Origin of the sequence: Pseudomonas sp. W15Feb9B, assembly GCF_000828175.1 — a bacterium.
Classification (GTDB): domain Bacteria; phylum Pseudomonadota; class Gammaproteobacteria; order Pseudomonadales; family Pseudomonadaceae; genus Aquipseudomonas; species Aquipseudomonas parakoreensis.
In genome coordinates, this window is the sequence record NZ_JTKF01000068.1 from 1 (window position 1) to 20,492 (window position 20,492).

Genomic DNA, 20,492 nt, shown 5'->3' on the forward strand with positions numbered 1-20,492 from the left:
TTGTTTTGTCCGCAGGAAAGTATTTTTACTTAGGCAGCGAACAATTTTGCACAGTTATTTTCGAATCAGAACACTAGAATAGCCCCATCTTTTTCGGAGCCAGAGCCTTTATGTCAGATCCGGTTGACGCCTCAGGGCTGTCAGATTTACCGCTGGAAGACCTGGTGGCCTGTCACGAGTGCGACCTGCTGATGCGCAAGCCCAAGCTTGCCCATGGTGAGAAAGCGCTCTGCCCGCGCTGCGGTTACGAGTTGTACGCCCACCGCCATAACGTGGTGCAGCGCAGCCTTGCCCTGGTGATCGCAGCATTATTGCTGTACATCCCGGCAAACTTTTTACCCATCATGCAACTCAATATCCTCGGACAATCTTCGCAGGATACGGTCTGGAGTGGCGTGCTCGGCTTGTTCAATACGGACATGCAGGGCGTTTCGATCGTTGTATTCCTGTGCAGTATGGCTATTCCGTTGCTGAAGTTGCTGTGCCAGTTATTCGTTTTGCTGACGATTCGATTCAACGTCGGACGCAGTTACGGCTTATTGCTCTACCGCATTTATCACCACCTCAAAGACTGGGGAATGCTCGAGGTCTACCTCATGGGCGTCCTCGTGGCGATCGTCAAACTGGCGGACATGGCGGCCATCACCGTCGGCCTCGGTCTGGCGTGTTTCATCGGTTTGTTGTTGGTTCAGGTCTGGCTGGAAGTGGTGATGTCACCGCATCAGATCTGGCAGGCGTTATCAGGAGAGGATGCCCATGCGGGCGATTGATGCGGGCATTCTGATCTGTACCGAATGCCATGAATTGAACAAACGGGATGCGGACACCGACGAGCAGACCTGCACCCGCTGCGGTGCGCTGGTTCACGCTCGTCGTCCGAACAGTCTGGCCCGAACTTGGGCCCTGCTGATCACGGCTGCGATTATCTACATCCCTGCCAATGTGTTGCCGATCATGACCGTCAGCTCGCTGGGTCAGGGCGACCCGAGCACGATCATGTCCGGGGTCATCCAGTTGGTGCAGCACGGCATGATCCCGATTGCCGCAGTGGTGTTCATCGCCAGTATTCTGGTGCCAACCTTCAAACTGGTGGGTATTGCGCTGCTGCTGTTTTCGGTGCAACGACGTCAGCCGTTGTCCGCGCGGCAGCGGATCTGGATGTACCGCTTCATCGAGTTCATCGGTCGCTGGTCGATGCTCGACATCTTTGTGATCGCCATTCTGGTGGCGGTCGTCAACTTCGGCCGGCTTGCCAGTGTCGAAGCCAATCTTGGCGCCATCGCTTTCGCCAGTGTGGTGATTTTGACGATGCTTGCCGCAGTAACTTTCGATCCCCGACTGATTTGGGATAACACGGAGTCGGACGACGACCATGACTGATTTGCCTGTAGCAAAAACCCGACCGGCCTCCAACTGGTCTGCCATCTGGGTACTGCCCCTGATCGCCCTGATCATCGGCGGCTGGCTTGGCTGGCGTGCCTATAACGAAACCGGTATCGAGATTCAGGTTCGCTTCGAAAGCGGTGAAGGCATCCAGGCCAACAAGACCGAGGTCATGTACAAAGGCATGTCAGTTGGTAAGGTGAAGACGCTCAAGCTCGACGACGAAGGCAATTCCAAAGGCGTGATCGCCACTGTGGAGATGAACAAGGACGTCGAACAATACCTCAAGACCAGCACCCGCTTCTGGTTGGTGAAACCAAGCGTCACCCTGGCTGGCATCACAGGACTGGAAACACTGGTCTCGGGGAACTACGTGGCCATCAGCCCGGGTGAAGGCGAGCCGACCCGCAAATTCAAGGCCTTGGCTGAAGAGCCGCCATTGTCCGACTCCAAGCCCGGTCTGCACTTGACCATCAAGGCCGATCGCCTGGGTTCGCTGAACCGTGGCAGCCCAGTGTTCTACAAGCAGATCAAAGTCGGTCAGATCAAAAGCTACGTGCTGTCTGAAGACCAGAGCACCGTTGAGCTCAAAGTGTTCATCGAGCCGACCTACGCCAAACTGGTGCGTAAACACACACGTTTCTGGAATGCCAGCGGCATCAGCATCGACGCCAACCTGTCGGGTGTAAAAGTGCGCAGCGAGTCCCTGGCGAGCATCGTCGCCGGGGGTATCGCTTTCGCCACTCCGGAGAACCGCAAGGACAGTCCGCCCACCGATCCAAGCCTGCCTTTCCGTTTGTATGAGGACTTCGACGCCGCCGCTGCCGGCATTCGGGTCAAGGTCAAACTCAGTGACTTCGAAGGCCTGCAGGCCGGTCGTACGCCGGTGATGTACAAGGGCATTCAGGTCGGCAATCTGAAAGCGTTGAAAATCGATCCGGATCTCAACAGCGCCACGGCCGAACTGACGCTGGATCCTCTGGCCGAAGACTACCTGGTCGAAGGCACGCAGTTCTGGGTGGTCAAACCGTCGATTTCCCTGGCCGGTATTACCGGGCTCGAAGCGTTGGTAAAAGGCAACTACATCGCCGTGCGCCCGGGCGACAAGGGTGCCGCGCCGAAACGCGAATTCGAGGCACGGCCAAAAGCGCCGCCGCTGGATCTGCGCGCCCCGGGCCTGCACCTGGTGCTGTTCACCGATGTTCTCGGCTCGATCGAAGTCGGCAGTCCGATTCTGTACAAACAGGTCAAGGTTGGTTCGGTTCAGAGCTATCAGTTCTCCAAGACCAAAAAACAAATCGTCATTGGCGTGCATATCGAGAAGGAGTACGAAAACCTGGTCAACGCGTCGACACGCTTCTGGAATGTCAGCGGCATCACTCTCACCGGTGGTCTGACGGGCGGGATTCAAGTGAAGAGCGAGTCGTTGCAGACATTGATGGCCGGCGGTATCGCTTTCGAAACCCCGCAAGCCAAGGCGCCGCTGCAGAAGCGTATTCCACGCTTCCGTCTGTTCGCCAACCATGACGAGGCCAACCAGAAAGGCACGCTGGTGACGATCAAGGTCGACCGCGCCGATGGTTTGCGCCCGGGCACACCGATTCGTTTCAAGGGCCTGGATGTCGGCAAGATTGAAGACGTCGATCTGACCGACGATCTGCAAGCCGTGATGATTACCGCGCGGATCACCGAGGTGCCGGAACGCATTGCGCGGGTCGGTAGCCAGTTCTGGGTGGTCAAGCCGGAGTTGGGACTGATCAAGACCCAGAATCTGGAGACGCTGGTCACCGGGCAATATGTGGAGGTGCAGCCGGCGGCGAAAAATCTCGGCCCGCAGAAAAACTTCGTTGCGCTGGCCAGTCCGCCGGAAGTGAGCAAGCAGGAGGCTGGCTTGAGTCTGGTGTTGAGCGCCGCGCGGCGTGGCTCGCTGAAACCGGGCGTGCCCGTGACCTACCGCGAAATCACCGTGGGCAAGGTCACCGGTTATGAACTGGGCCAGACGGCCGACCGGGTGTTGGTGCACATTCTGATCGAGCCTAAATACGCGCCGTTGGTGCGCAGCGGCAGCCGATTCTGGAACACCAGCGGTGTCGGTTTCGACATCGGCTTGTTCAATGGTCTGACGGTACGAACGGAGTCGCTGGAGACGGCGATTCAGGGTGGTATCGCCTTCGCTACGCCGGACGGTGAGCGCATGGGCACCCAAGCACGGGCTGAGCAGACGTTCCCGCTGTTCGACAAGTTCGAGGATGAGTGGTTGACCTGGGCGCCGAAGATTTCGCTCGGTAAGTAATCTGGAATTGATGTGGCGTCTACAAAGACGCCATCGCTGGCAAGCCAGCTCCCACAGGGTTTCATGTCGTATACAGAATGTGTGTTCAACGCAAAAACCTGTGGGAGCTGGCTTGCCAGCGATGAGGTCCTCCTATTCAGCACAAACCCAAAGCCATAAAAAAGGGCCGCGATCCCAACAGATCGCGGCCCTTTTTTTGCCTTCAGCTAACGCCGATCAAACCTCATCCAGCTCTGGCTCATCGGCTTGCACGTTGACGGTGGCCTTCACCACATCATGCCGGCGGATGTACTTCCAGTCCGCCTCGTCGATGTAGATCCCCGCCGGGCCGCTGCCGCCTTCCAGGTCGATGGCGACGCTGGCGCAGACTTGCGGCTTCACACTCGCCAGAATCGGCACAAAGCCCAATTGCAGGCTGGTTTCCAGCAGCGCGGCCTGGTTCTTCTCGTCGATGTCTGCGGCCTCGTCGAGGTAGTACGGCAGGCGCACGCGACCGGCCAGGTCGCGATCCATCAGGTGCAGCAACAAGTACATGTTGGTCAGCGCCTTGATGGTCATGGTGGTGCCGTTGGAGGCCGCGCCGTCGATGTCGGTGTGAATCACCGGCTGACCGTTGACCTTGGTGATCTCGAACGCCAGTTCGAACAAGTCCTTGAGGCCGAGCTGGTTGTGGTTCGCCGCCACCAGCCGTGCCAGGTATTCCTTGGCCTCTTCGTTCTTGTTGTCCTGTTCGGCGCTCTGGCTCAGATCGAACACCGACAGGGTTTCGCCTTCTTCGTACTGACCGGCGCTGTGGATGATCTGATCGATGTGCTTGAGCGCTTCCTTGTTCGGCGCCAGGACGATGCGGAAGCTCTGCAGGTTGGACACCTGACGCTTGTTGATCTCGCGGTTGAACAGCGCCAGTTGATGCTCGAGGCTGTCGTAGTCGCTGCGGATGTTGCGCAGGGTCCGGGCGATGTCGGTGACCGCCGCACGGCGGGCCTTGCCCAACGTCAGGGCTTCGTCGGTACGGTGCGCGTAAGCGTTGATCAGCAGCGACAGACGGCGCTCCATGTCGTCTTCGCTGTCGAACTTGGCCACGCCTTTGAGGCGCACCTGTGCGTACAGCGCTTCGATCTGACCGTCGGCGCGCAGCAGGCCTTGCCAGCTGTCCTGATAGTCGTTGAGCAGCGGCAGCAGGTTGTCCATCGAATCGTCGACTGGATCCATGAACGGCGTACCGAACGGCAGGTCCGCCGGCAGCAGCTGACGGCGGCGCAGGGCATCGTCGAGGGTGCGCTGCTTGGCTTCCATGTCGGCGATCTGCCGGCCGACCAGTTGCAGCTTGGCCGACAGTTGCTGGACGCGCTCGGTGAACGCATCGCTGGAGCGCTTGAGTTCGTCCTGCGCGGCTTCCATCTGCGCCAGTTGCTCGAGCTTGTCGCCTTCTTCGGCGCTCAGCGTTTGAGTGCGACGGAAATCTTCCAGGGCTTTCTGCGCATCCAGCACTTGCTGGTACAGCGCTTCGGTCTGGGTCTTGCTCGCGGCGCGGTCGGCGGCCACGGCTTGCTGAGTCTTGAGCTGCTTGAGTTCTTTTTCCAGACGCTCTTTCTGGTCACGCAGCGCGGCGCGGTCGGCCAGCGCTTGCAGAGCCGGCGGCTCGATGTGCGAGATGTCGATCGACAAGCCCGGCACTTCGAAGCGCTCGCCCTTGAAGCCATCGAGGATCAGCTCGACCGATTTGACCCACTCGCCATCCTCGTCGAGGGTAATGCCGTGTTCGCCCAGCGGCAGGCTGAACAGCGCGCTGTTGAACAGGCGCATCAGGCGCTCGACGTCCTGCTGCGAGAACTCTTCGCGCAGGCGTGCATAGCTGTTGTTGTCGGCATGATCGAGTTGCTGCTTCACCGACTTCAGGCGTTTTTCCAGATCGCGCAGACGTTCTTCCAGATCCTCGGCGCTGAACTGCCGGGACTGTGCCAGCGCACCGGCCAGTTCGTCGTGCGCGTCCTTGGCCGCGAGCAGTTGTTGCTCCAGCACTTTGACGTCATCGACCAGCGCGAAGCGGTTCTTCAGCACCGACAACTCGCCGAGCCAACGCTGGATGCCGGAAATTTCCCGCTCCAGACGCATCAGCTCCTGCGTGCCACCGCGCTGATCGTTTTGCAGATCATCCTGCTCGCGACGGTAGTGTTCGGCCTGAATGGTCAGCTCTTCCTTGCGTGCCGTGGCGTAATCCGACCAGGTGCCGAGCAACGAGTCGAGCAGCGGCGACAGGCGATGCAGTTTGCCACGCAGCACATCGCGCTGTTTCACGCCGTTGGCCAGAGCTTCGACCAATGGGCCGGCAGCGACCAGCGAGTTGTAGTCCTGCTCCATCCGGCGTACGTCGCGGAAGGCTTCTTCGCACGCGGCGATGTAGTCGACACTGCCGGAACGCAGGCTGTGCTCGAAGGCATCGAGGAACAGTTGCTTCAACTTGGCCGCAGTGATTTCGCGCATGTGCAGCAGGTTGATGAACAGTGCGCGGAAGGTTTTCAGGCTCTGTTCGCTGGTGGAGCGCAGCGGGATCAGGGTCAGATCCAGCGGGATCGAGGTGTGACCGCCCACCAGCAAACGACGCAGTTCGTCCGGCTTGAGTTCGTAGGCTTTCAGGCCTTCTTTCTCGAGGTTGCTGAACAGCTCCTTCTGACGCAGGCAGGTGTCGTTTTTCTGGTAATGCGCCAGATCGAGCTTGCCGGCGTAGGCGAAGAACTGGTGACCGAAACCACCGCCCGGGCCACGGCCGACCACGCCGATCACGTGCGGGCCGTGCGGTAGATTGACTTCGACGAGGATGTAACTGGTGTCGGAGGCGAAGTAGAAACGCCGCGATTGCTCCAGGCTGTACTTGCCGAAACTCATGTCCGACATGCGCGCCAGAATCGGAAACTGCAAGGCGTTGATCGAGGCGGATTTGCCGAGGTTGTTCGCGCCGTAGACCGACAGCGGTTCTTCCAGCGGAAACAGGCCGAGGCTGTAACCGGCAGTGTTCAAAAGGGCAAAGCGGCGGATGCCGTAGCGTTCCTGGCTCATGCGTCAGACTCCTGTTCTTCGGCAATGGCGCGGGCCAGTGCGTCTTCTTCGCTTTCTTCTTCGAATTCGGACAGATCAAGCGGATCGTCGGTCTCGAGGAATCTGGCTTCGGCTTCTTCGTCGATCAGCACCGGTGCTGGCAGCGGCAGTACGCTGTGCACGCTGGCCGCCAGATCGCGGTCTTGCTGCACCGACAGGCACACATCGAGGAAGCGGTGCATCGGCGGCAGGAAACGGTACACGCCGTTTTCTTCACCGGCGAAACCGAGCTGAGTCATGCGGCGCATGATTTTTTCTTCGAGTTCTTCAACGGTCTGCACTTCGGCCTGGATGAACAGGTCGCGGTATTTATCCAGCAACGACGGCAGCTCTTCACGGCCGAGGCTGCCACCGTCGAGCACGGCGATCGGATCGCGGCCCTGATCGGCCAGATGCTCGACGAGGATGAAGGTGAACAGCGCCAGGCGCTGCGCAGTCTTGTTCACCGCCGCAGCGGCCATGTCCGGCACGAAGTAGTAGAAACCACGGGTGTCGCAGACCAGTTCGAAGCCGAGTGCCTTGAACAGCGTGCGGTATTGATCCTGGAAGTTCGACAGTTGCGCGTACAGTTCCGGGTCGCGGCGGCTGACGTGGTAGCCCTTGAACAGCTCACGGAAGATCGGCGCCAGTTGGGACAGTTCGGATAGATCAAGATGCATTGGGGATGCTCGCAGAATCCTCGGCGGCGGAAGGGTCGCGGGCCGAGAGCAGGGCGAAGGAGCGCAGGCTGACCTGATGCTCGTGAGTGTGGTATTCGCGGCGTTCCAGACGCTCGCGGGTGAAGCGTTTTTCCCGCGACAGGCGCGAGAACCAGTAGAGCAATTCGTCGGTGGCGCCGTCCGGTTCCTGCTCCAGCAGCCAGGTCATCAGATCCGGCATTGGCAGGGACTCTTCGCAACGCTCGACCATCTCGCGCACGGTGCGCGGTGCTCGCGGCGTATCGCCGGATTTCTGGGTCTTGTGCGCCTTGGGAAACCGCGCCGGTTTCGGCTCGAAACGCGCCAGGGCGTAGACGTAAGCCTCGACCTGACTGGCGCTGCCGAGGAAGGTACTTTGCGGTCGGGTGAACAGCGGCATCGCCGCTTGCGGTACGGCGTCGATGCCCTTGCGGCGAATCGCCGCCAGCGCCAGCGCGGCACCACGGGTCACGGCGTTGTGCCGGCGCGCTTCTTCCCGCAGCGGCAGCAACAGTTCGCGGGCATGACGCAGGGTCAGCTGGGCACTGGTCTGCATTTCGAGGATGCGCGCGTGGGTGCGCAGCAGCATGTCGTCATCGACCAGATGGCCGAGGCGCTGCTGTTCGCTGAGCATTTTCAGCAGCACGGTTTCGACCTTGCGCACGCCTTGCTCGAAGGCACCGTCGGCGTTCACCAGATCGATCATCGGTTCGACGTATTCGTCCCAGGTTGCCAGCACTTCGGCGTAACGCTGACGCAGCGGAATCTGCCGGTCGCTGGTCTTGGCCCGTTCGGCGACGGCCACCAGCGCCTGTTCGTCGTTGTCGAGTTTCTTCAATACGTCGCGCACGCGCATGTCGAGCAAGCGCAACTGACGGGCGAGGTCGTTGCCGTCGCGCACGTCGAACGCGTCCTGAATGTAGCCGGCCAGCCGTTCGAGGTGGCGCAGATAGGCTTCGATCTCCAGGCACAGGCCCAGCCGGTGTTCACGGCGCAGATAGGCAAGGAAGTCGTGAATTTGCGCGTTGAGCTCGAAACGGTTCGGGCTTTTCGCCACGGGTACCAGAATGTCGAGGCGAATCCACACGTCGAGCAGGCTGGTGATGTCCTGCGGCGTACTGTCCAGTTGTTGGGCGGCCAGTTGCGTGCGCAGTTCGTTGAGGCTCAGGGTGCCTTGGTCGAAGTGCTCGCACAGTGGCTCCAGAAGTGCCCAGTGTTCAGCGAGGGCGCGCAAGACGCGCTTGGGTTCGATCATCGGAATGGCCGGCTGGTTGGCGATTAAAAGCCGCGATTGTACTGCATCAGGAGGGATGCGATTCACTCTCGGGACGGGCTGTCGCATTTTCTAAGGGAGCGAGCCCAGGTAAAGGCTATCGATCAACAGCAAGCGATCTTGAACGAAGGGCTGTAGAATCAGCCCACTTCAGTTATCCACAAGTGGCCGACCCTTTGCTAATCGAGTCCCGCCGCCGCGCCTATTTGAACGCCATGCAGGTGGTCAACTGGCTGCCGCGCACCGAATTGCCTTTCGCCGCCCCGTCGCGGCCCGAGCTGCTGGACATGCCCGAGCCTGAGCCAGAGGTCGCGGTGATGCCGGTTGTGCAGGCCGAAGCTCCGGTGCAGCCTGCCGCCCGTCCGGTCGAACGGCCGAAGATCGAAGTGCCGCGCCCGTCGCTGGCCAGTACGCGCAATGGCGCCAAACCGGTGGAAGAGGTCGAAGAGGCGCCAGTTGTCGCCAGACCCGCGCCGGTGCCGCCCCCGCGTTTCGCCCTGCAATTGCTGCGCGCCGGGGCTTGCCTGCTGCTGGTGGAGTTACCCACAGGCGAAGCGTTCCAGAGCCGCGATCCGGCCTATCTGCTGCTTAAAGACATGCTTCGCGCCGCCGGTCTGCCGGATGCGCCACAAATTGTCGGCGAGCCGGTGCGCTGGCCTTGGCTGAACCGCGGCACTATGGATCAAGGTCCGGAAGCGGCACGCGACTTTGTTCAGGGTTTCCTCTCGGTACAGATGGAAGCGGCACCTTGCGCCTGCCTGTGGTTGATTGGCCTGCCGGCGGTGCGCTTTGCCGGTGAAGCGGACGCTGAAGCGTTCAACAGTGAGTTGCAGATCGAAGGCCTGGGCCTGGCCTGGGCCATTCCCGGTCTGGAATTGTTAATGGAAGAGCCACAGCGCAAAGCCGCTGTGTGGCAAGCCATGCGTCGGCTGATGGCGCGCTGGAAACCATCGAATGAGTGAAGCTGTATCGTTCCGCCCGATGACCGAGGCGGACCTGGACGCGGTATTGAAGATCGAATACGCGGCGTACAGCCATCCCTGGACGCGCGGGATTTTTCTCGACGGGCTGGGCAAATACCAGATCTGGCTGATGTTCGAAGGCCAGCAGCAAGTCGGCCACGGCGTGGTGCAGATCATTCTGGATGAGGCGCACCTGCTTAACATCACGGTCAAACCGGAGAATCAGGGGCGAGGGCTGGGGCTGACGTTGCTGGAGCATCTGATGTCGATTGCCTACAAGGCTGACGCTCGGGAATGCTTTCTGGAAGTGCGTGACAGCAATACCGCAGCGTTCAAGTTGTATGAGCGCTATGGCTTCAACGAAATAGGCCGGCGCCGGGATTATTATCCGGCGGTGGGCGGGCGCGAAGATGCTGTGGTCATGGCCTGCACGTTGGTTGACTGATCTCCTGTAGGAGCTGCCGAAGGCTGCGATCTTTTGATCTTGTTTTTAGAGGCAAGATCAAAAGATCGCAGCCTTCGGCAGCTCCTACAGTGAGTCGCGTCACATCAGGAGATCAGCGATTGCCATCCAGCGGATCACGCCGCGCCAGCTCCGCCTCATCCAGACCATTGCCGCCGCCGATATCGTCCTCGTCGACAATGCTCAGGTCCCAATCCGCCTGATTGCCTGCGCCAGCCTCTTCGGCATCGCGCGCACCATCTTCATGAATCAGTGTTTCCGGGCTCAGATCATCGTCGGTCGGCTCGTGGTCCGCCGTCGATGCACCGGTCAACCCGGCCTCACGCACGCGCTCGTTGGGCATCAGTTGCTCGCGTTCTCGCGGCGGAATCTCGTCACCAATCCTGGCGCTGGGTTCTTCTTCATCAAAATCCAGTTCATGCACCGAGCCCATGCGGTCCTCGTTATCATCGATCGGTTCCGGTTGCACCGCATCGTACGGACGTCGTGAATCAGTCATGGCAAATCCTCATACTGTGGGCCTTACTAAGTGGACTCACCGCACACCCAGGAATTCCAACGAAAACACTTGCGTCCCTTGCGTGACCCCGACGGGTGGTCGTCTGTCATACCAGCGCATCTTTCTTGAGGCCTTAACCATGCACGACTTACAAGACCTGATTGATAACAACGAGCGCTGGGCTGACGCGATCACCAAGGAAGATCCGGAGTTCTTCGCCAAACTGGCACGCCAGCAGACCCCGGAATATCTGTGGATCGGCTGCTCCGACGCGCGGGTGCCGGCCAACGAGATCGTCGGCATGCTGCCGGGCGATCTGTTCGTACACCGCAACGTCGCCAACGTCGTGCTGCACACCGACCTCAACTGCCTGTCGGTGATCCAGTACGCGGTCGACGTGCTCAAGGTCAAACACATTCTCGTGACCGGCCACTATGGCTGTGGCGGCGTGCGTGCCTCGATGCAGGATCGCCAGTTCGGCCTGATTGATGGCTGGCTGCGCTCGATCCGTGACCTGTATTACGAAAAACGTGAAGAACTGGCCAAGCTGCCGACCGAGGAAGAACAGGTCGACCGCCTCTGCGAGCTGAACGTTATCCAGCAAGTGGCCAACGTCGCCCACACCAGCATCATCCAGAACGCCTGGCATCGCGGCCAGAGCCTGTCGATTCACGGTTGCATCTACGGCATCAAGGACGGTCGCTGGAAAAGCCTGAACACTACCATCAGCGGCTTCGAGCAACTGCCGCCGCAGTACCGTCTGCGCCCGGTCGGAGCGTTGTAACTCAGTCTGGATGTCGCCAGCGCTGCAAAAAGTGCTGGCCCTCGATCGTGGGTGGTTCATCGTAACCGGTGATCCACCCACGGCAGCGCGGCGAGCCGCAAGTACAGGCGAACTGTTGCAGCAAACGGTCTTCGGTGGCCGCGAAGTCGATGGTCAGGCGCTCTCCCGGCTGAATATCGCGCAGCGCCCATAGCCACAGTTCGCTCATGTCGAGGAACGCATTCGGGTCGCAGGCATGTTCGAGCAAACCGCAAAAACGCGGATCGTAGAGATGGATGCCGGCCAGTAGCTGGCGAGTCTGGCGGCAGCGATAGGGCAGCAGTTGCCCGGACACCCGACACATCCGGGTGATCCGCAGGAACGCCCGACGCGCCACCACCGACGCGCGGCCATCGTCGTGCTGAACGATTTCGAAGTCCTCGCTGGATGGGAAACCCAGGCGCACGGGCAATCCGGCAAACGGGTAAATGCCGGGTGCGTCCCGGGGGATGTGATGCTGATGGGCCTGATTGTTCATAACGATCCCTGTCGGCAAATGCTGCGACTTCCTTGATCTGACGTCCTGTCAGCGCTGCAACATGTTTGGATCCGATCCTCTCGCGTAAACGCCAAAGCGTCTACTGTCAGATCTGACAGGCGTGATCGGCTGCTTCCCGTGTCAGCATCGACTGACACGGGAAGGCTTTCAGCCCATCAGAGGTGTGGTGCGGGAACGCTGGTGTCCGGCATTTCGCCCTGAAGCTGTTGCAGTTGTGCCTTGATCGGCGTGGTCGAGCACTTGGCGGCAGCCTGGGCCGGGGTCAGGTTGCGGATCGAGGTGTAGAACAACTCGCAGGTCTTGCCCTTTTGCGTCACTTGCCAGGTTTGCGTACAGCTGTTGAGCAGGGTTTTCGCATCGGTGCCGGGCTTGCTGCCCATCCCGGCCTGCCAGCAGGCCGCGCTCAAGTCCTGGCCCATGACCTTCAAGCCGGCGGCATCGGCTTTCGCTTCATCGCCGTCGTAGCTGGCCGGATCGGCGGCGTACCAGATGTAGCTCGGATGGTTCGAACCCAGCACCGGCACGTTCACCCCCGCACTCGGGCTGATAGTCGCCAGACCCAGTACGGCGACGGTCGGGCCATACTGCTGCTTGATCCAGTTACGCACCGGTGCGCCGAACGCGACCATCGGCAGGGTGGTGCCGGCGCTGGTCTGGCTGAACTGCTTGACCAGCGTGGTCTGATAATCCTTGAAGTAGTCGTAGACACCTTCCAGGTCACTGCCGGCATTGGACGGCGCTGCGATGGGGGCGATGTCGATGATGGTCTGATAGGCCGGCGTCTGGTCGGCCGGGATGCCGTTGGCGCTCAACAGCGTGGCCCAGCGATCCGTGGTGTTCGAGCGCAGGTAATCCTGGGCCTGGGTCAGCGAGTAATCCGGCGGGAAGTGCAGCAGCTCGACGCTCTTGCGGTTTTCCAGGGCCATGCCCAACGGCAGGAACAGGTACCAGCTGTACGCCCATTTGCCATCGGCATTGAGCTTGCTGGCGCCGGTATAGGCCAGATCACCGGCGTCGAGCAGCGCCGACAGCGGCTTGTCGTAGCCTTTCGGTACGCCACTGATCTCAACGTAAATCTGCCCGTTATCGTTCTTTACCAGCACCTTGGCATTGGCGTAACCATCGCGCTGCACGCTCTGGCTCAAATAGTGGGCGACCGTCTGCTCCAGCGACCAGTTGCGATAGCAGATCACGCTGCAGTTGTTGGGGTAGGCAAAAAGACGAGTGACGCGCTCGGTGCTGCCCAGCTTCAGATCGACATCGGCGTGGGCCGCCGCGCTCAATGTGAGCGCGGCGAGTGTCAGCGCGGCGGGGGTAAATCCTGCGAGTTTGAACATGCTCAGATCCTTTTCAGCGTGGGTTCCCCGGAGTTTGGGGCGCTTCATATTGGATCAGCCGTGTTGCACAGTGAAGCTGTCATTCGCGGATTTTTTCGTCAGCTCGCCGCACTCGGCTCACGCCTGAAAATGCAGGGCGTTGCTCAGATCGCCCATGGGTTTCTGGCCTCGGGCAATCATTGCCTCATCGCGCTGCTTGAGGCCGTCGAGGGTTTCCAGTTGGAACACCCGGGTGATCAGGCGCAGGATCGACGCCGTGTCGTAGACCGTGTGATCCACCGTGCCTTTACGGGCGAACGGCGACACCACCAGTGCCGGCACCCGTGATCCCGGCCCCCAGCGATCGCCCTTGGGCGGTGCCACGTGGTCCCACCAGCCGCCGTTTTCATCGACGGTGACGATCACCACCATGTTTTTCCATTGCGGACTTTCGCGCAGCACTTTGAGGGCGCGGACGATGTGCCGGTCACCGGAGGCCACGTCGGCATATCCAGCGTGCATATTCAGGTTGCCTTGTGGTTTGTAGAACGTGACCGCTGGCAACTTGCCGGCCTCGGCGTCGGCGAAGAATTTGTTGGTGCTCGATTCATCCCCCAACCCGGCATCGCGCAGGCGTTTGCTGCGCTCCTGCGGGTTTTCCGGGCCTTGTTGTTGGAAATAGTTGAACGGCTGGTGGTGATATTGAAAGTTGGGGATCTTCGGAATCCCGCCGGAATCCTTGTATTGATCCAGCGTCGCCTGCCACGCGCCGGCGTACCAGGCCCAATCGACATTCTTCTTCGACAGCTTGTCGCCGATGTGCTCGTGGGTCTGCGGCACCAGCACGTTGGGCAGATCCGGTTTGGAGTACGCCGGACGCTCCGGGTCACGAATCCATGTTGGCCAGTACGGCGGGGCAAGGGTGTTGACACCGTAACCGTCCGGCGTCAGCGCACTCGGGCCGAACTGCGGCGGGCCGCTCATGGCGCTGGCCGGCGATGCCTCCAGCGGCTTGAGGCGTGGATCGGCCGGGTCGGCGCTTTGCAGCGCGGCGATCTGCGACTTGGCCACCGAATTGGCCGCGTCCGGATAGAACGGCGCGGTGGCACTGATCAGGTATTGGTGGTTGAGGAACGAGCCACCGAACGCGCCCTGGAAGAAGTTATCGCACAGCACGAATTCCTGAGCCACGTCCCACAGACGCAGGGAATAACGGCTCTGAGCGTAATGGCCCATGGTCAGCCCGCCGGAATCGGCCCAGGCAACAAAGCCATCGTTCTTGCCGCCATTGATCTGCATCTGGTTCTGATAGAACACGTGCCACAAATCGCGGGTCACCAGACCGAATGGCAGGTCTTCGCCGTTCGGGCCTTTGAGGGCGAACGGTGCGTTGGGCAGGTTTTCCTGAAACTGCGTGGCGCTGGGGTAGGTTACGCCATCGAGGGTTTGCGGGCCGATCTGCAACACGCCGCCCCAGACGGGAGGCAGTGTCTGCAACAGGCTGCCGTCGCGATCACGTTGCTGGTAATCGGCAGGTTTGAGCGCAGACAGCGGCTTCTCGACACCGGGGAAATCACCGAACAGATTGTTGAAGCTGCGGTTTTCGGCGTAGATCACCACCACGGTTTTCACTTGATCGCGCAGGGCCTTGTCCAGCTCGGCTGACGTCAGCGGGCGCTCGGCCGGTTTGCCCGGCGCGTTGCTGGCGTTACCGCAGCCGGCCAACGTCGCGCCCACACCGAGGACGGCAACTCCACCGAGGAAGCGGCGGCGACTGGTGTCAGTGGGGGTGTCGGATTCAGGTGCGTCAGTGCTGTCTGTTTCGTCTTTCATCTGTCAGCCCGTTTTGCTTAATTGTTTCAGTTTGTTTCGGGCGGACGCTAGCAAGTGGATGTGAAGGTTGGGTTACAAAATCGTGCGGTGTCTACGACCCCTTCGCACTGCTAGACTGCTGCAATAGCGAAACTGGCCTGAGTGAACCATGAAGCCTTCCATTGCTCTTGATCTGCAACGAGCTGCCGTTCGTGAGGTTGTCGGCAGATTCCGTGTGGCCAATCCGCGCGTGTTTGGCTCGACGCTGCTAGGTACCGATATGGAGGGCAGTGACCTTGATCTGTTGGTCGATCCATTGCCCGGTACCACCTTGTTTGATCTCGGCGGGCTTCAGGTTGAGCTCGAAGATTTGCTGGGCGTTACCGTCGACCTGTTGACCCCAGGAGATCTTCCGCTGAAGTTTCGTCAGCAGGTACTTGAACAGGCCCGTCCCGTATGATCGCGAACCGGCTCGGCGATTACCTTGAGCATATGCGTCAAGCTGCAAGCGATGCGCGGGTCTTCGTCGAATGTCTGAGCAAGGAAGAGTTCGTCGACGACAAACGGACGCAACAAGCGGTCATCATGAGCCTGGTCATTATTGGCGAGGCGGCAACCAAAATAATGGACCGGTTTCCGGAGTTCGCGGCTCAGAACACTCAAACTCCCTGGCGCAGCATGCGCGGGATGCGTAACCGGATCGCTCATGATTATTTCGACATCAATCTGGATGTCGTTTGGGAAACAGTTCAGGTTGCCTTGCCTGAGCTATTGAGAGTTTTGCCCTCCGAGCAACATTGATAGCACCTGCCCTGAGGCAGGTGCTATCTCGTCAATCTATGGCATCACCGGCGGCGTATACGCCAATGTCGTCCCCAGCACCCACAGCAGGAACAGCACCAGCGGCGTGTGCACCAGCAATTGCACGAACGAGAAGCCGATCAGGTCCCGCGCCTTCAAGCCGAGCACACCCAGCAGCGGCAGCATGTAGAACGGGTTGATCAGGTTCGGCAGCGCTTCGGCGGCGTTGTAGATCTGCACGGCCCAGCCGAGGTGGTATTGCAGATCGTTGGCGACTTGCATCACGTACGGCGCTTCGATGATCCACTTGCCGCCGCCGGAAGGGATGAAGAAACCGAGAATCGCCGAGTACACGCCCATCAACAGCGCGTAGGTGTCGTGGGACGCGATGCTGACAAAAAAGGTCGAGATGTGATGCGCCAGCGTCTGCGCATCGGCACCTTTGACCGTGGTCAGCAGCGCGGCAATCGAGCCGTACAGCGGGAACTGGATCAGCACGCCAGTGGTGGTCGGCACCGCGCGGGCCACCGCATCGAGGAAGCTGCGCGGGCGCCAGTGCAGCAGCGCGCCGAGCATGATGAACAGGAAGTTATAGGTGTTGAGCCCGGAAATCGCGGTGATCGCCGGTTTGCTCGAGAACTCGTGGAACAGCCAGCCGGCCGCCAGCAGCACCAGCAAGATGATCAGCAGCGGACTGTGCTCCAGCCATTCGCCGGGCCGGGTGCGCGGTTGCAGCGGTGGCAGATTGAACGCCGGGTCGATGCCGCAATCTTTGGCATCACGTGCAGAGTTCGGGCCGGGGGCGGTGGCGTAGGCAACGATGATCGAAATCACGATCAGCGCCAGCAGCATCGCGCCGGACTGCCAAAGGAAGATGGTCTGGGTGAACGGAATCACCCCGGTGATCGACAGGATCGCCGACGGCAGGCTGGCCGGGTTGGCCTGCAATTGCGCTGCCGATGATGACAGGCCCAGGGCCCAGACCGCGCCGAGGCCCAGATACGCCGCCGCACCGGCCGCGCGGTAATCCATTTTCAGATCGGTGCGGCGGGCGAGGGCGCGCACCAGCAAACCGCCGAATACCAGCGACAGACCCCAGTTCAACAGCGAAGCGACCATCGATATCAGCGCGACCCAGGCCACGGCGGAGCGGCCGTTTTTCGGGATGCGCGCCAGTTTGTCGATCAGTTTGACCGCCGGCGGCGAACTGGCGACCACGTAGCCGCCAATCACCACGAAGGCCATTTGCATGGTGAACGGAATCAGGCTCCAGAACCCGTCACCGAAGGCCATCGCGGCATCGGTGGGTTTGGCGCCCATGGCCAAGGTGGCCAGCGCGACAATGATTACGGCCAACGCGGCGAACACCCAGGAGTCGGGGAACCAGCGTTCGGCAAAGTTTGAACAGCGCAAGGCAAAGCGCGCGGAGCGGCTATCTTCGATATCAACGGCCACAGGGAGTACCTCGGATTTTTATGGTTATTGTGGTCCTTGGGACATTCAAACCCGACAACCCTGTGGCGAGGGAGCTTGCTCCCGCTGGACTGCGTAGCAGTCCCCTGCTTTTAAAGTTCAGAGGGGGCCGCTTCGCGACCCAGCGGGAGCAAGCTCCCTCGCCACAGAGGTAGACCTGATTCAGATGTGTCCCGCCAGACAAGCCTCAACAGTAAATCAACCGCCGCCATTTTGTGAGCAGGTTTCTGCCAAACCGTGACCATGGTCTAACGGGTTGTCCCCAGGCGGATTTGCGTAGACCATGAGCGCCTTGGTTTTTTGCCTGCCAGAGTGCTTTGCCATGACTGCCCAATCCACAGCCCGACCGGCGCCGTTCAGCCGTTCCGACTACAAGACCCTCGGTCTTGCGGCCCTCGGCGGGGCGCTGGAGATCTACGATTTCATCATTTTCGTGTTCTTCGCCCTGACCCTCAGCCAGTTGTTCTTCCCGCCGGAAATGCCCGAATGGCTGCGTCTGCTGCAAAGCTTCGGGATCTTTGTTACCGGGTATCTGGCGCGTCCGCTGGGCGGGATCCTGATGGCGCATTTCGCCGATCGCCTGGGCCGGAAAAAGGTCTTCAGCCTGAGCATCCTGATGATGGCGCTGCCGTGCCTGCTCATCGGGATCATGCCGACTTATGCCCAGATCGGTTATTTCGCGCCGCTGCTGTTGCTGGCGCTGCGCATCCTGCAAGGCGCGGCGGTTGGAGGGGAGGTGCCGAGTGCCTGGGTGTTCGTCGCCGAGCACGCGCCTGCCGGACATCGCGGTTACGCGCTGGGCTTTTTGCAGGCCGGGCTGACCTTCGGTTATTTGATTGGTGCGTTGACCGCGACTTTCCTTGCACACGTGTTCAGCCCGGCGGAAATCCTCGATTACGCCTGGCGTTATCCGTTCCTGCTCGGTGGCGTGTTCGGCGTGATCGGTGTTTACCTGCGCCGCTGGTTGAGCGAAACCCCGGTGTTCATGGCCATGGAGGCGCAGCGTGAAGCGCGGGTTGAACTGCCGCTGCGTACGGTGCTGCGCGAGCATCGACTGGCGATGTTGCCGGCCATGCTGCTGACCTGCGTGCTGACCTCGGCCGTGGTGGTGTTCGTGGTCATTACGCCGACCATGATGCAGAAAACCTTCGGCATGACCGCCAGCCATACCTTCGCCCTGAGCGCGCTGGGCATTGTCTTCCTCAACATCGGCTGTGTGATCGCCGGGCTGCTGGTCGACCGTCTGGGGGCCTGGCGCACCGTCATGCTCTATAGCCTGCTGCTGCCCTTGGGAATCGGCGTGCTTTACAGCTGCTTGATCATGGGCGGTCACTGGATCGGGCTGGCATACGCCATCGCCGGCCTGGCCTGCGGTGTGGTGGGGGCGGTGCCGTCGGTGATGGTCGGGTTGTTCCCGGCGCGAATTCGCGTGTCAGGCATCTCCTTCACCTACAACATTGCCTACGCCGCGTGGGCGAGCATCACACCGCTGTTGCTGATCGGTCTGATGCCGTGGAGCTCGTGGATCTGCGTGATGTTCTGTGCGGTGATGGGCGTGGTGGGGCTGTTGAGTGCGCTGTATTTCGGCTCGCGAATGCCGCGTACAGGGCAATGCCAGGTGGCCGGAACTGTCTGATCGCACGCCCGTGAACTATTTTTGACCGACGGGTCTCAAGCGCTCTTCAGAAAAGAAATTCAAGGCCGATGGCTAGTCTGCATCCCGCTTTCTTTCCATCGGTATCTGCCCATGTTCAACAAACGCCTCAAGCAAGAGCTGGCCACTCTTCGTGAAGAACTCTCCAGCCTGCTGCAGGTGAAGGAAAGCCTGGAAAGCGAGATGCTGGTGCTGACCCTGGAACCCGATGGCCGGATTCAGTCGGTCAACCAGAACTTCCTCGGCGAGATGCTCTACAAGAGCCAGGATCTGGTGGGGCGCGCCATTGAAGACATCGTTCCGGCGCACGTGAAGGCCGATGACTTTCACCATCGTTTCAAGGCCGCCCTGACCCGTGGCGAACATTTCGCTGGCGCAGTGCGCCTGCTGCGCGGTAATGGCGAAGAAGCCTGGCTGCGCTCCATCGTGCAGCCGGTGCGCGCTTCGGACGGGCGGATCAAGCATTTTTCGATCTTCTCCAGCGACCTGACCCGCACCATCGAAGCCTCGCGCGAACACGAAAACCTGATCGGCGCTTTGGTGCGCTCGACAGCGGTGATCGAATTCGACCTCAACGGCAACGTGCTCAATGCCAACGAGCGCTTTCTGCATGGCATGGGTTACAGCCTGGCGCAGATCAAAGGCAAACATCACCGGATGTTCTGCACGCCTGAGGAGTACAACAGCGCCGAGTACCAGAATTTCTGGCGTCGCCTGAACAATGGCGAGTTTGTCGCCGACCGCTTCAAGCGTGTCGACAGCCATGGTCGTACGGTGTGGCTGGAGGCGTCCTACAACCCGGTGGTCGATGCCAACAACAAACTGTACAAAGTAGTGAAATTCGCCACGGTGATCACCGATCAGGTCAACCGTGAACAAGCGGTTGCCGACGCGGCCAGCATTGCCTACAGCACTTCGCAGCAAACCGACAGCACCGCGCAACGTGGCACCACGGTGGTCACCGAGGCGGTGAATGTGATGCGTGATCTGTCGCGCCACATGCAGGCGGCCGGTGAGGGCATCGAGGCACTGAACGAGCAGTCGCAGGTGATCGGGACTATCGTCAAAACCATCAGCGGTATTGCCGAGCAAACCAACCTGCTGGCGCTCAACGCGGCCATCGAAGCGGCCCGCGCCGGCGAGCAGGGCCGGGGCTTTGCGGTGGTGGCCGACGAAGTGCGACAACTGGCTTCGCGCACCAGTCAGGCGACCGAAGAGATCGTCGGCGTGGTGCGGCAGAACCAGGAGATGGCGCGTAACGCCGTGGCCCTGATGACCGATGGCAAGCTGCAGGCAGAACAAGGCCTGGCGCTGGCGGCGGAGGCGGGCACGGTGATCGTCGAGATTCAGGACGGCGCGCAGAAAGTGGTGGATGCGGTCGGGCAGTTTGCCAATCAACTTTCTAACTGATTCCCCCGCCAATACCTGTAGGAGCTGCCGAGTGCAACGAGGCTGCGATCTTTTGATC

Annotated in this window: 17 protein-coding genes and 2 pseudogenes; 11 read left to right on the forward strand and 8 right to left on the reverse strand. The window is 60.5% G+C overall.

Annotated features, from left to right (window positions below; translation table 11 throughout):
- Nucleotides 1-110 precede the first annotated feature (110 nt).
- Genes OC71_RS26055 through OC71_RS26065 form a run of 3 tightly spaced genes read left to right on the forward strand, consistent with a single transcriptional unit; the run spans nucleotide 111 to nucleotide 3,676 of the window.
- Nucleotides 111-770: a paraquat-inducible protein A gene (locus tag OC71_RS26055; RefSeq protein WP_041074803.1), complete on the forward strand. Its 660-nt coding sequence runs from the start codon at nucleotides 111-113 to the stop codon at nucleotides 768-770.
- On the forward strand, nucleotides 757-1,380 hold the full coding sequence (locus OC71_RS26060; protein WP_027612260.1) for a paraquat-inducible protein A: 624 nt from the start codon (nucleotides 757-759) through the stop codon (nucleotides 1,378-1,380). The genes OC71_RS26055 and OC71_RS26060 overlap by 14 nt, the downstream gene beginning before the upstream one ends.
- The gene (locus OC71_RS26065) at nucleotides 1,373-3,676 is read left to right on the forward strand and encodes a PqiB family protein (protein WP_041074805.1); all 2,304 of its coding nucleotides are present in this window, start codon (nucleotides 1,373-1,375) and stop codon (nucleotides 3,674-3,676) included. Before OC71_RS26060 ends, OC71_RS26065 begins: the two co-directional genes overlap by 8 nt.
- 216 nt (nucleotides 3,677-3,892) lie before the next feature.
- On the opposite strand, the gene mksF is transcribed toward OC71_RS26065, so the two are convergent.
- Genes mksF through mksB form a run of 3 tightly spaced genes read right to left on the reverse strand, consistent with a single transcriptional unit; the run spans nucleotide 3,893 to nucleotide 8,704 of the window.
- A complete protein-coding gene (mksF, locus tag OC71_RS26070; RefSeq protein WP_003228206.1) occupies nucleotides 3,893-6,733 on the reverse strand; it encodes an Mks condensin complex protein MksF in 2,841 nt (946 codons plus the stop codon).
- Entirely contained in the window at nucleotides 6,730-7,431 is a 702-nt protein-coding gene (mksE, locus tag OC71_RS26075) for an Mks condensin complex protein MksE (RefSeq protein ID WP_041074807.1), read from the reverse strand. Before mksE ends, mksF begins: the two co-directional genes overlap by 4 nt.
- Nucleotides 7,421-8,704: an Mks condensin complex protein MksB gene (mksB, locus tag OC71_RS26080; RefSeq protein ID WP_041074809.1), complete on the reverse strand. Its 1,284-nt coding sequence runs from the start codon at nucleotides 8,702-8,704 to the stop codon at nucleotides 7,421-7,423. The genes mksE and mksB overlap by 11 nt, the downstream gene beginning before the upstream one ends.
- Before the next feature lie 233 nt (nucleotides 8,705-8,937).
- Here mksB and OC71_RS26085 point away from each other — a divergent pair, with 233 nt between their 5' ends.
- Nucleotides 8,938-9,684: a hypothetical protein gene (locus OC71_RS26085; protein WP_041074811.1), complete on the forward strand. Its 747-nt coding sequence runs from the start codon at nucleotides 8,938-8,940 to the stop codon at nucleotides 9,682-9,684.
- On the forward strand, nucleotides 9,677-10,129 hold the full coding sequence (gene rimI, locus OC71_RS26090) for a ribosomal protein S18-alanine N-acetyltransferase (RefSeq protein ID WP_041074813.1): 453 nt from the start codon (nucleotides 9,677-9,679) through the stop codon (nucleotides 10,127-10,129). The genes OC71_RS26085 and rimI overlap by 8 nt, the downstream gene beginning before the upstream one ends.
- A 112-nt stretch (nucleotides 10,130-10,241) precedes the next feature.
- Here rimI and OC71_RS26095 read toward each other — a convergent pair whose 3' ends face one another.
- Complete coding sequence (locus OC71_RS26095; protein ID WP_041074815.1) at nucleotides 10,242-10,646, reverse strand: hypothetical protein; 405 nt, start codon at nucleotides 10,644-10,646, stop codon at nucleotides 10,242-10,244.
- Between the two features lie 139 nt (nucleotides 10,647-10,785).
- On the opposite strand from OC71_RS26095, the gene can reads away from it, so the two are divergent.
- Complete coding sequence (gene can, locus OC71_RS26100; RefSeq protein ID WP_041074817.1) at nucleotides 10,786-11,430, forward strand: carbonate dehydratase; 645 nt, start codon at nucleotides 10,786-10,788, stop codon at nucleotides 11,428-11,430.
- A 1-nt stretch (nucleotide 11,431) separates the two neighbouring features.
- Here the strand turns inward: can and OC71_RS26105 are convergent, their stop codons facing one another.
- The 3 genes from OC71_RS26105 to OC71_RS26115 all read right to left on the reverse strand — a co-directional run bounded on the left by OC71_RS26105 (nucleotide 11,432) and on the right by OC71_RS26115 (nucleotide 15,117).
- Entirely contained in the window at nucleotides 11,432-11,947 is a 516-nt protein-coding gene (locus tag OC71_RS26105; RefSeq protein WP_041074819.1) for an SET domain-containing protein-lysine N-methyltransferase, read from the reverse strand.
- A 176-nt stretch (nucleotides 11,948-12,123) separates the two neighbouring features.
- Nucleotides 12,124-13,305: a hypothetical protein gene (locus tag OC71_RS26110; RefSeq protein WP_041074821.1), complete on the reverse strand. Its 1,182-nt coding sequence runs from the start codon at nucleotides 13,303-13,305 to the stop codon at nucleotides 12,124-12,126.
- A 117-nt stretch (nucleotides 13,306-13,422) separates the two neighbouring features.
- A complete protein-coding gene (locus tag OC71_RS26115; RefSeq protein ID WP_041074823.1) occupies nucleotides 13,423-15,117 on the reverse strand; it encodes an acid phosphatase in 1,695 nt (564 codons plus the stop codon).
- A gap of 148 nt (nucleotides 15,118-15,265) precedes the next feature.
- Between OC71_RS26115 and OC71_RS26120 the strand changes: the two genes are divergently transcribed.
- Complete coding sequence (locus OC71_RS26120) at nucleotides 15,266-15,556, forward strand: nucleotidyltransferase family protein (RefSeq protein WP_041074825.1); 291 nt, start codon at nucleotides 15,266-15,268, stop codon at nucleotides 15,554-15,556.
- Nucleotides 15,553-15,897, forward strand: a complete 345-nt coding sequence (locus OC71_RS26125) for a DUF86 domain-containing protein (RefSeq protein WP_041074827.1) — start codon at nucleotides 15,553-15,555, stop codon at nucleotides 15,895-15,897. The genes OC71_RS26120 and OC71_RS26125 overlap by 4 nt, the downstream gene beginning before the upstream one ends.
- Nucleotides 15,898-15,933: 36 nt before the next feature.
- Here the strand turns inward: OC71_RS26125 and OC71_RS26130 are convergent, their stop codons facing one another.
- A complete protein-coding gene (locus OC71_RS26130) occupies nucleotides 15,934-17,352 on the reverse strand; it encodes a short-chain fatty acid transporter (RefSeq protein WP_041074829.1) in 1,419 nt (472 codons plus the stop codon).
- A gap of 340 nt (nucleotides 17,353-17,692) precedes the next feature.
- Between OC71_RS26130 and OC71_RS26135 the strand changes: the two genes are divergently transcribed.
- From OC71_RS26135 to OC71_RS28850, 3 genes and pseudogenes are all read left to right on the forward strand, one after another.
- The gene (locus OC71_RS26135; protein WP_041074831.1) at nucleotides 17,693-19,006 is read left to right on the forward strand and encodes an MFS transporter; all 1,314 of its coding nucleotides are present in this window, start codon (nucleotides 17,693-17,695) and stop codon (nucleotides 19,004-19,006) included.
- Nucleotides 19,007-19,207: 201 nt separating this feature from the next.
- Nucleotides 19,208-19,846 (forward strand): annotated as a pseudogene (locus tag OC71_RS28845) (PAS domain-containing protein); the annotation flags it as partial.
- Nucleotides 19,847-19,996: 150 nt separating this feature from the next.
- Nucleotides 19,997-20,434: pseudogene (locus OC71_RS28850) on the forward strand (methyl-accepting chemotaxis protein); the annotation flags it as partial.
- Nucleotides 20,435-20,492: the final 58 nt, after the last annotated feature.

Excerpts from the sequence above, each read along its gene's own strand:
- OC71_RS26065 (WP_041074805.1), top strand. The coding sequence starts at position 1,373 with ATGACTGATTTGCCTGTAGCAAAAACCCGACCGGCCTCCAACTGGTCT.
- OC71_RS26115 (WP_041074823.1), bottom strand. The coding sequence starts at position 15,117 with ATGAAAGACGAAACAGACAGCACTGACGCACCTGAATCCGACACCCCC.
- OC71_RS26135 (WP_041074831.1), top strand. The coding sequence starts at position 17,693 with ATGACTGCCCAATCCACAGCCCGACCGGCGCCGTTCAGCCGTTCCGAC.
- mksB (WP_041074809.1), bottom strand. The coding sequence starts at position 8,704 with ATGATCGAACCCAAGCGCGTCTTGCGCGCCCTCGCTGAACACTGGGCA.
- OC71_RS26095 (WP_041074815.1), bottom strand. The coding sequence starts at position 10,646 with ATGACTGATTCACGACGTCCGTACGATGCGGTGCAACCGGAACCGATC.
- can (WP_041074817.1), top strand. The coding sequence starts at position 10,786 with ATGCACGACTTACAAGACCTGATTGATAACAACGAGCGCTGGGCTGAC.
- OC71_RS26055 (WP_041074803.1), top strand. The coding sequence starts at position 111 with ATGTCAGATCCGGTTGACGCCTCAGGGCTGTCAGATTTACCGCTGGAA.
- OC71_RS26060 (WP_027612260.1), top strand. The coding sequence starts at position 757 with ATGCGGGCGATTGATGCGGGCATTCTGATCTGTACCGAATGCCATGAA.
- OC71_RS26110 (WP_041074821.1), bottom strand. The coding sequence starts at position 13,305 with ATGTTCAAACTCGCAGGATTTACCCCCGCCGCGCTGACACTCGCCGCG.
- OC71_RS26125 (WP_041074827.1), top strand. The coding sequence starts at position 15,553 with ATGATCGCGAACCGGCTCGGCGATTACCTTGAGCATATGCGTCAAGCT.
- rimI (WP_041074813.1), top strand. The coding sequence starts at position 9,677 with ATGAGTGAAGCTGTATCGTTCCGCCCGATGACCGAGGCGGACCTGGAC.
- OC71_RS26085 (WP_041074811.1), top strand. The coding sequence starts at position 8,938 with ATGCAGGTGGTCAACTGGCTGCCGCGCACCGAATTGCCTTTCGCCGCC.
- OC71_RS26105 (WP_041074819.1), bottom strand. The coding sequence starts at position 11,947 with ATGAACAATCAGGCCCATCAGCATCACATCCCCCGGGACGCACCCGGC.
- OC71_RS26120 (WP_041074825.1), top strand. The coding sequence starts at position 15,266 with ATGAAGCCTTCCATTGCTCTTGATCTGCAACGAGCTGCCGTTCGTGAG.
- mksF (WP_003228206.1), bottom strand. The coding sequence starts at position 6,733 with ATGAGCCAGGAACGCTACGGCATCCGCCGCTTTGCCCTTTTGAACACT.
- mksE (WP_041074807.1), bottom strand. The coding sequence starts at position 7,431 with ATGCATCTTGATCTATCCGAACTGTCCCAACTGGCGCCGATCTTCCGT.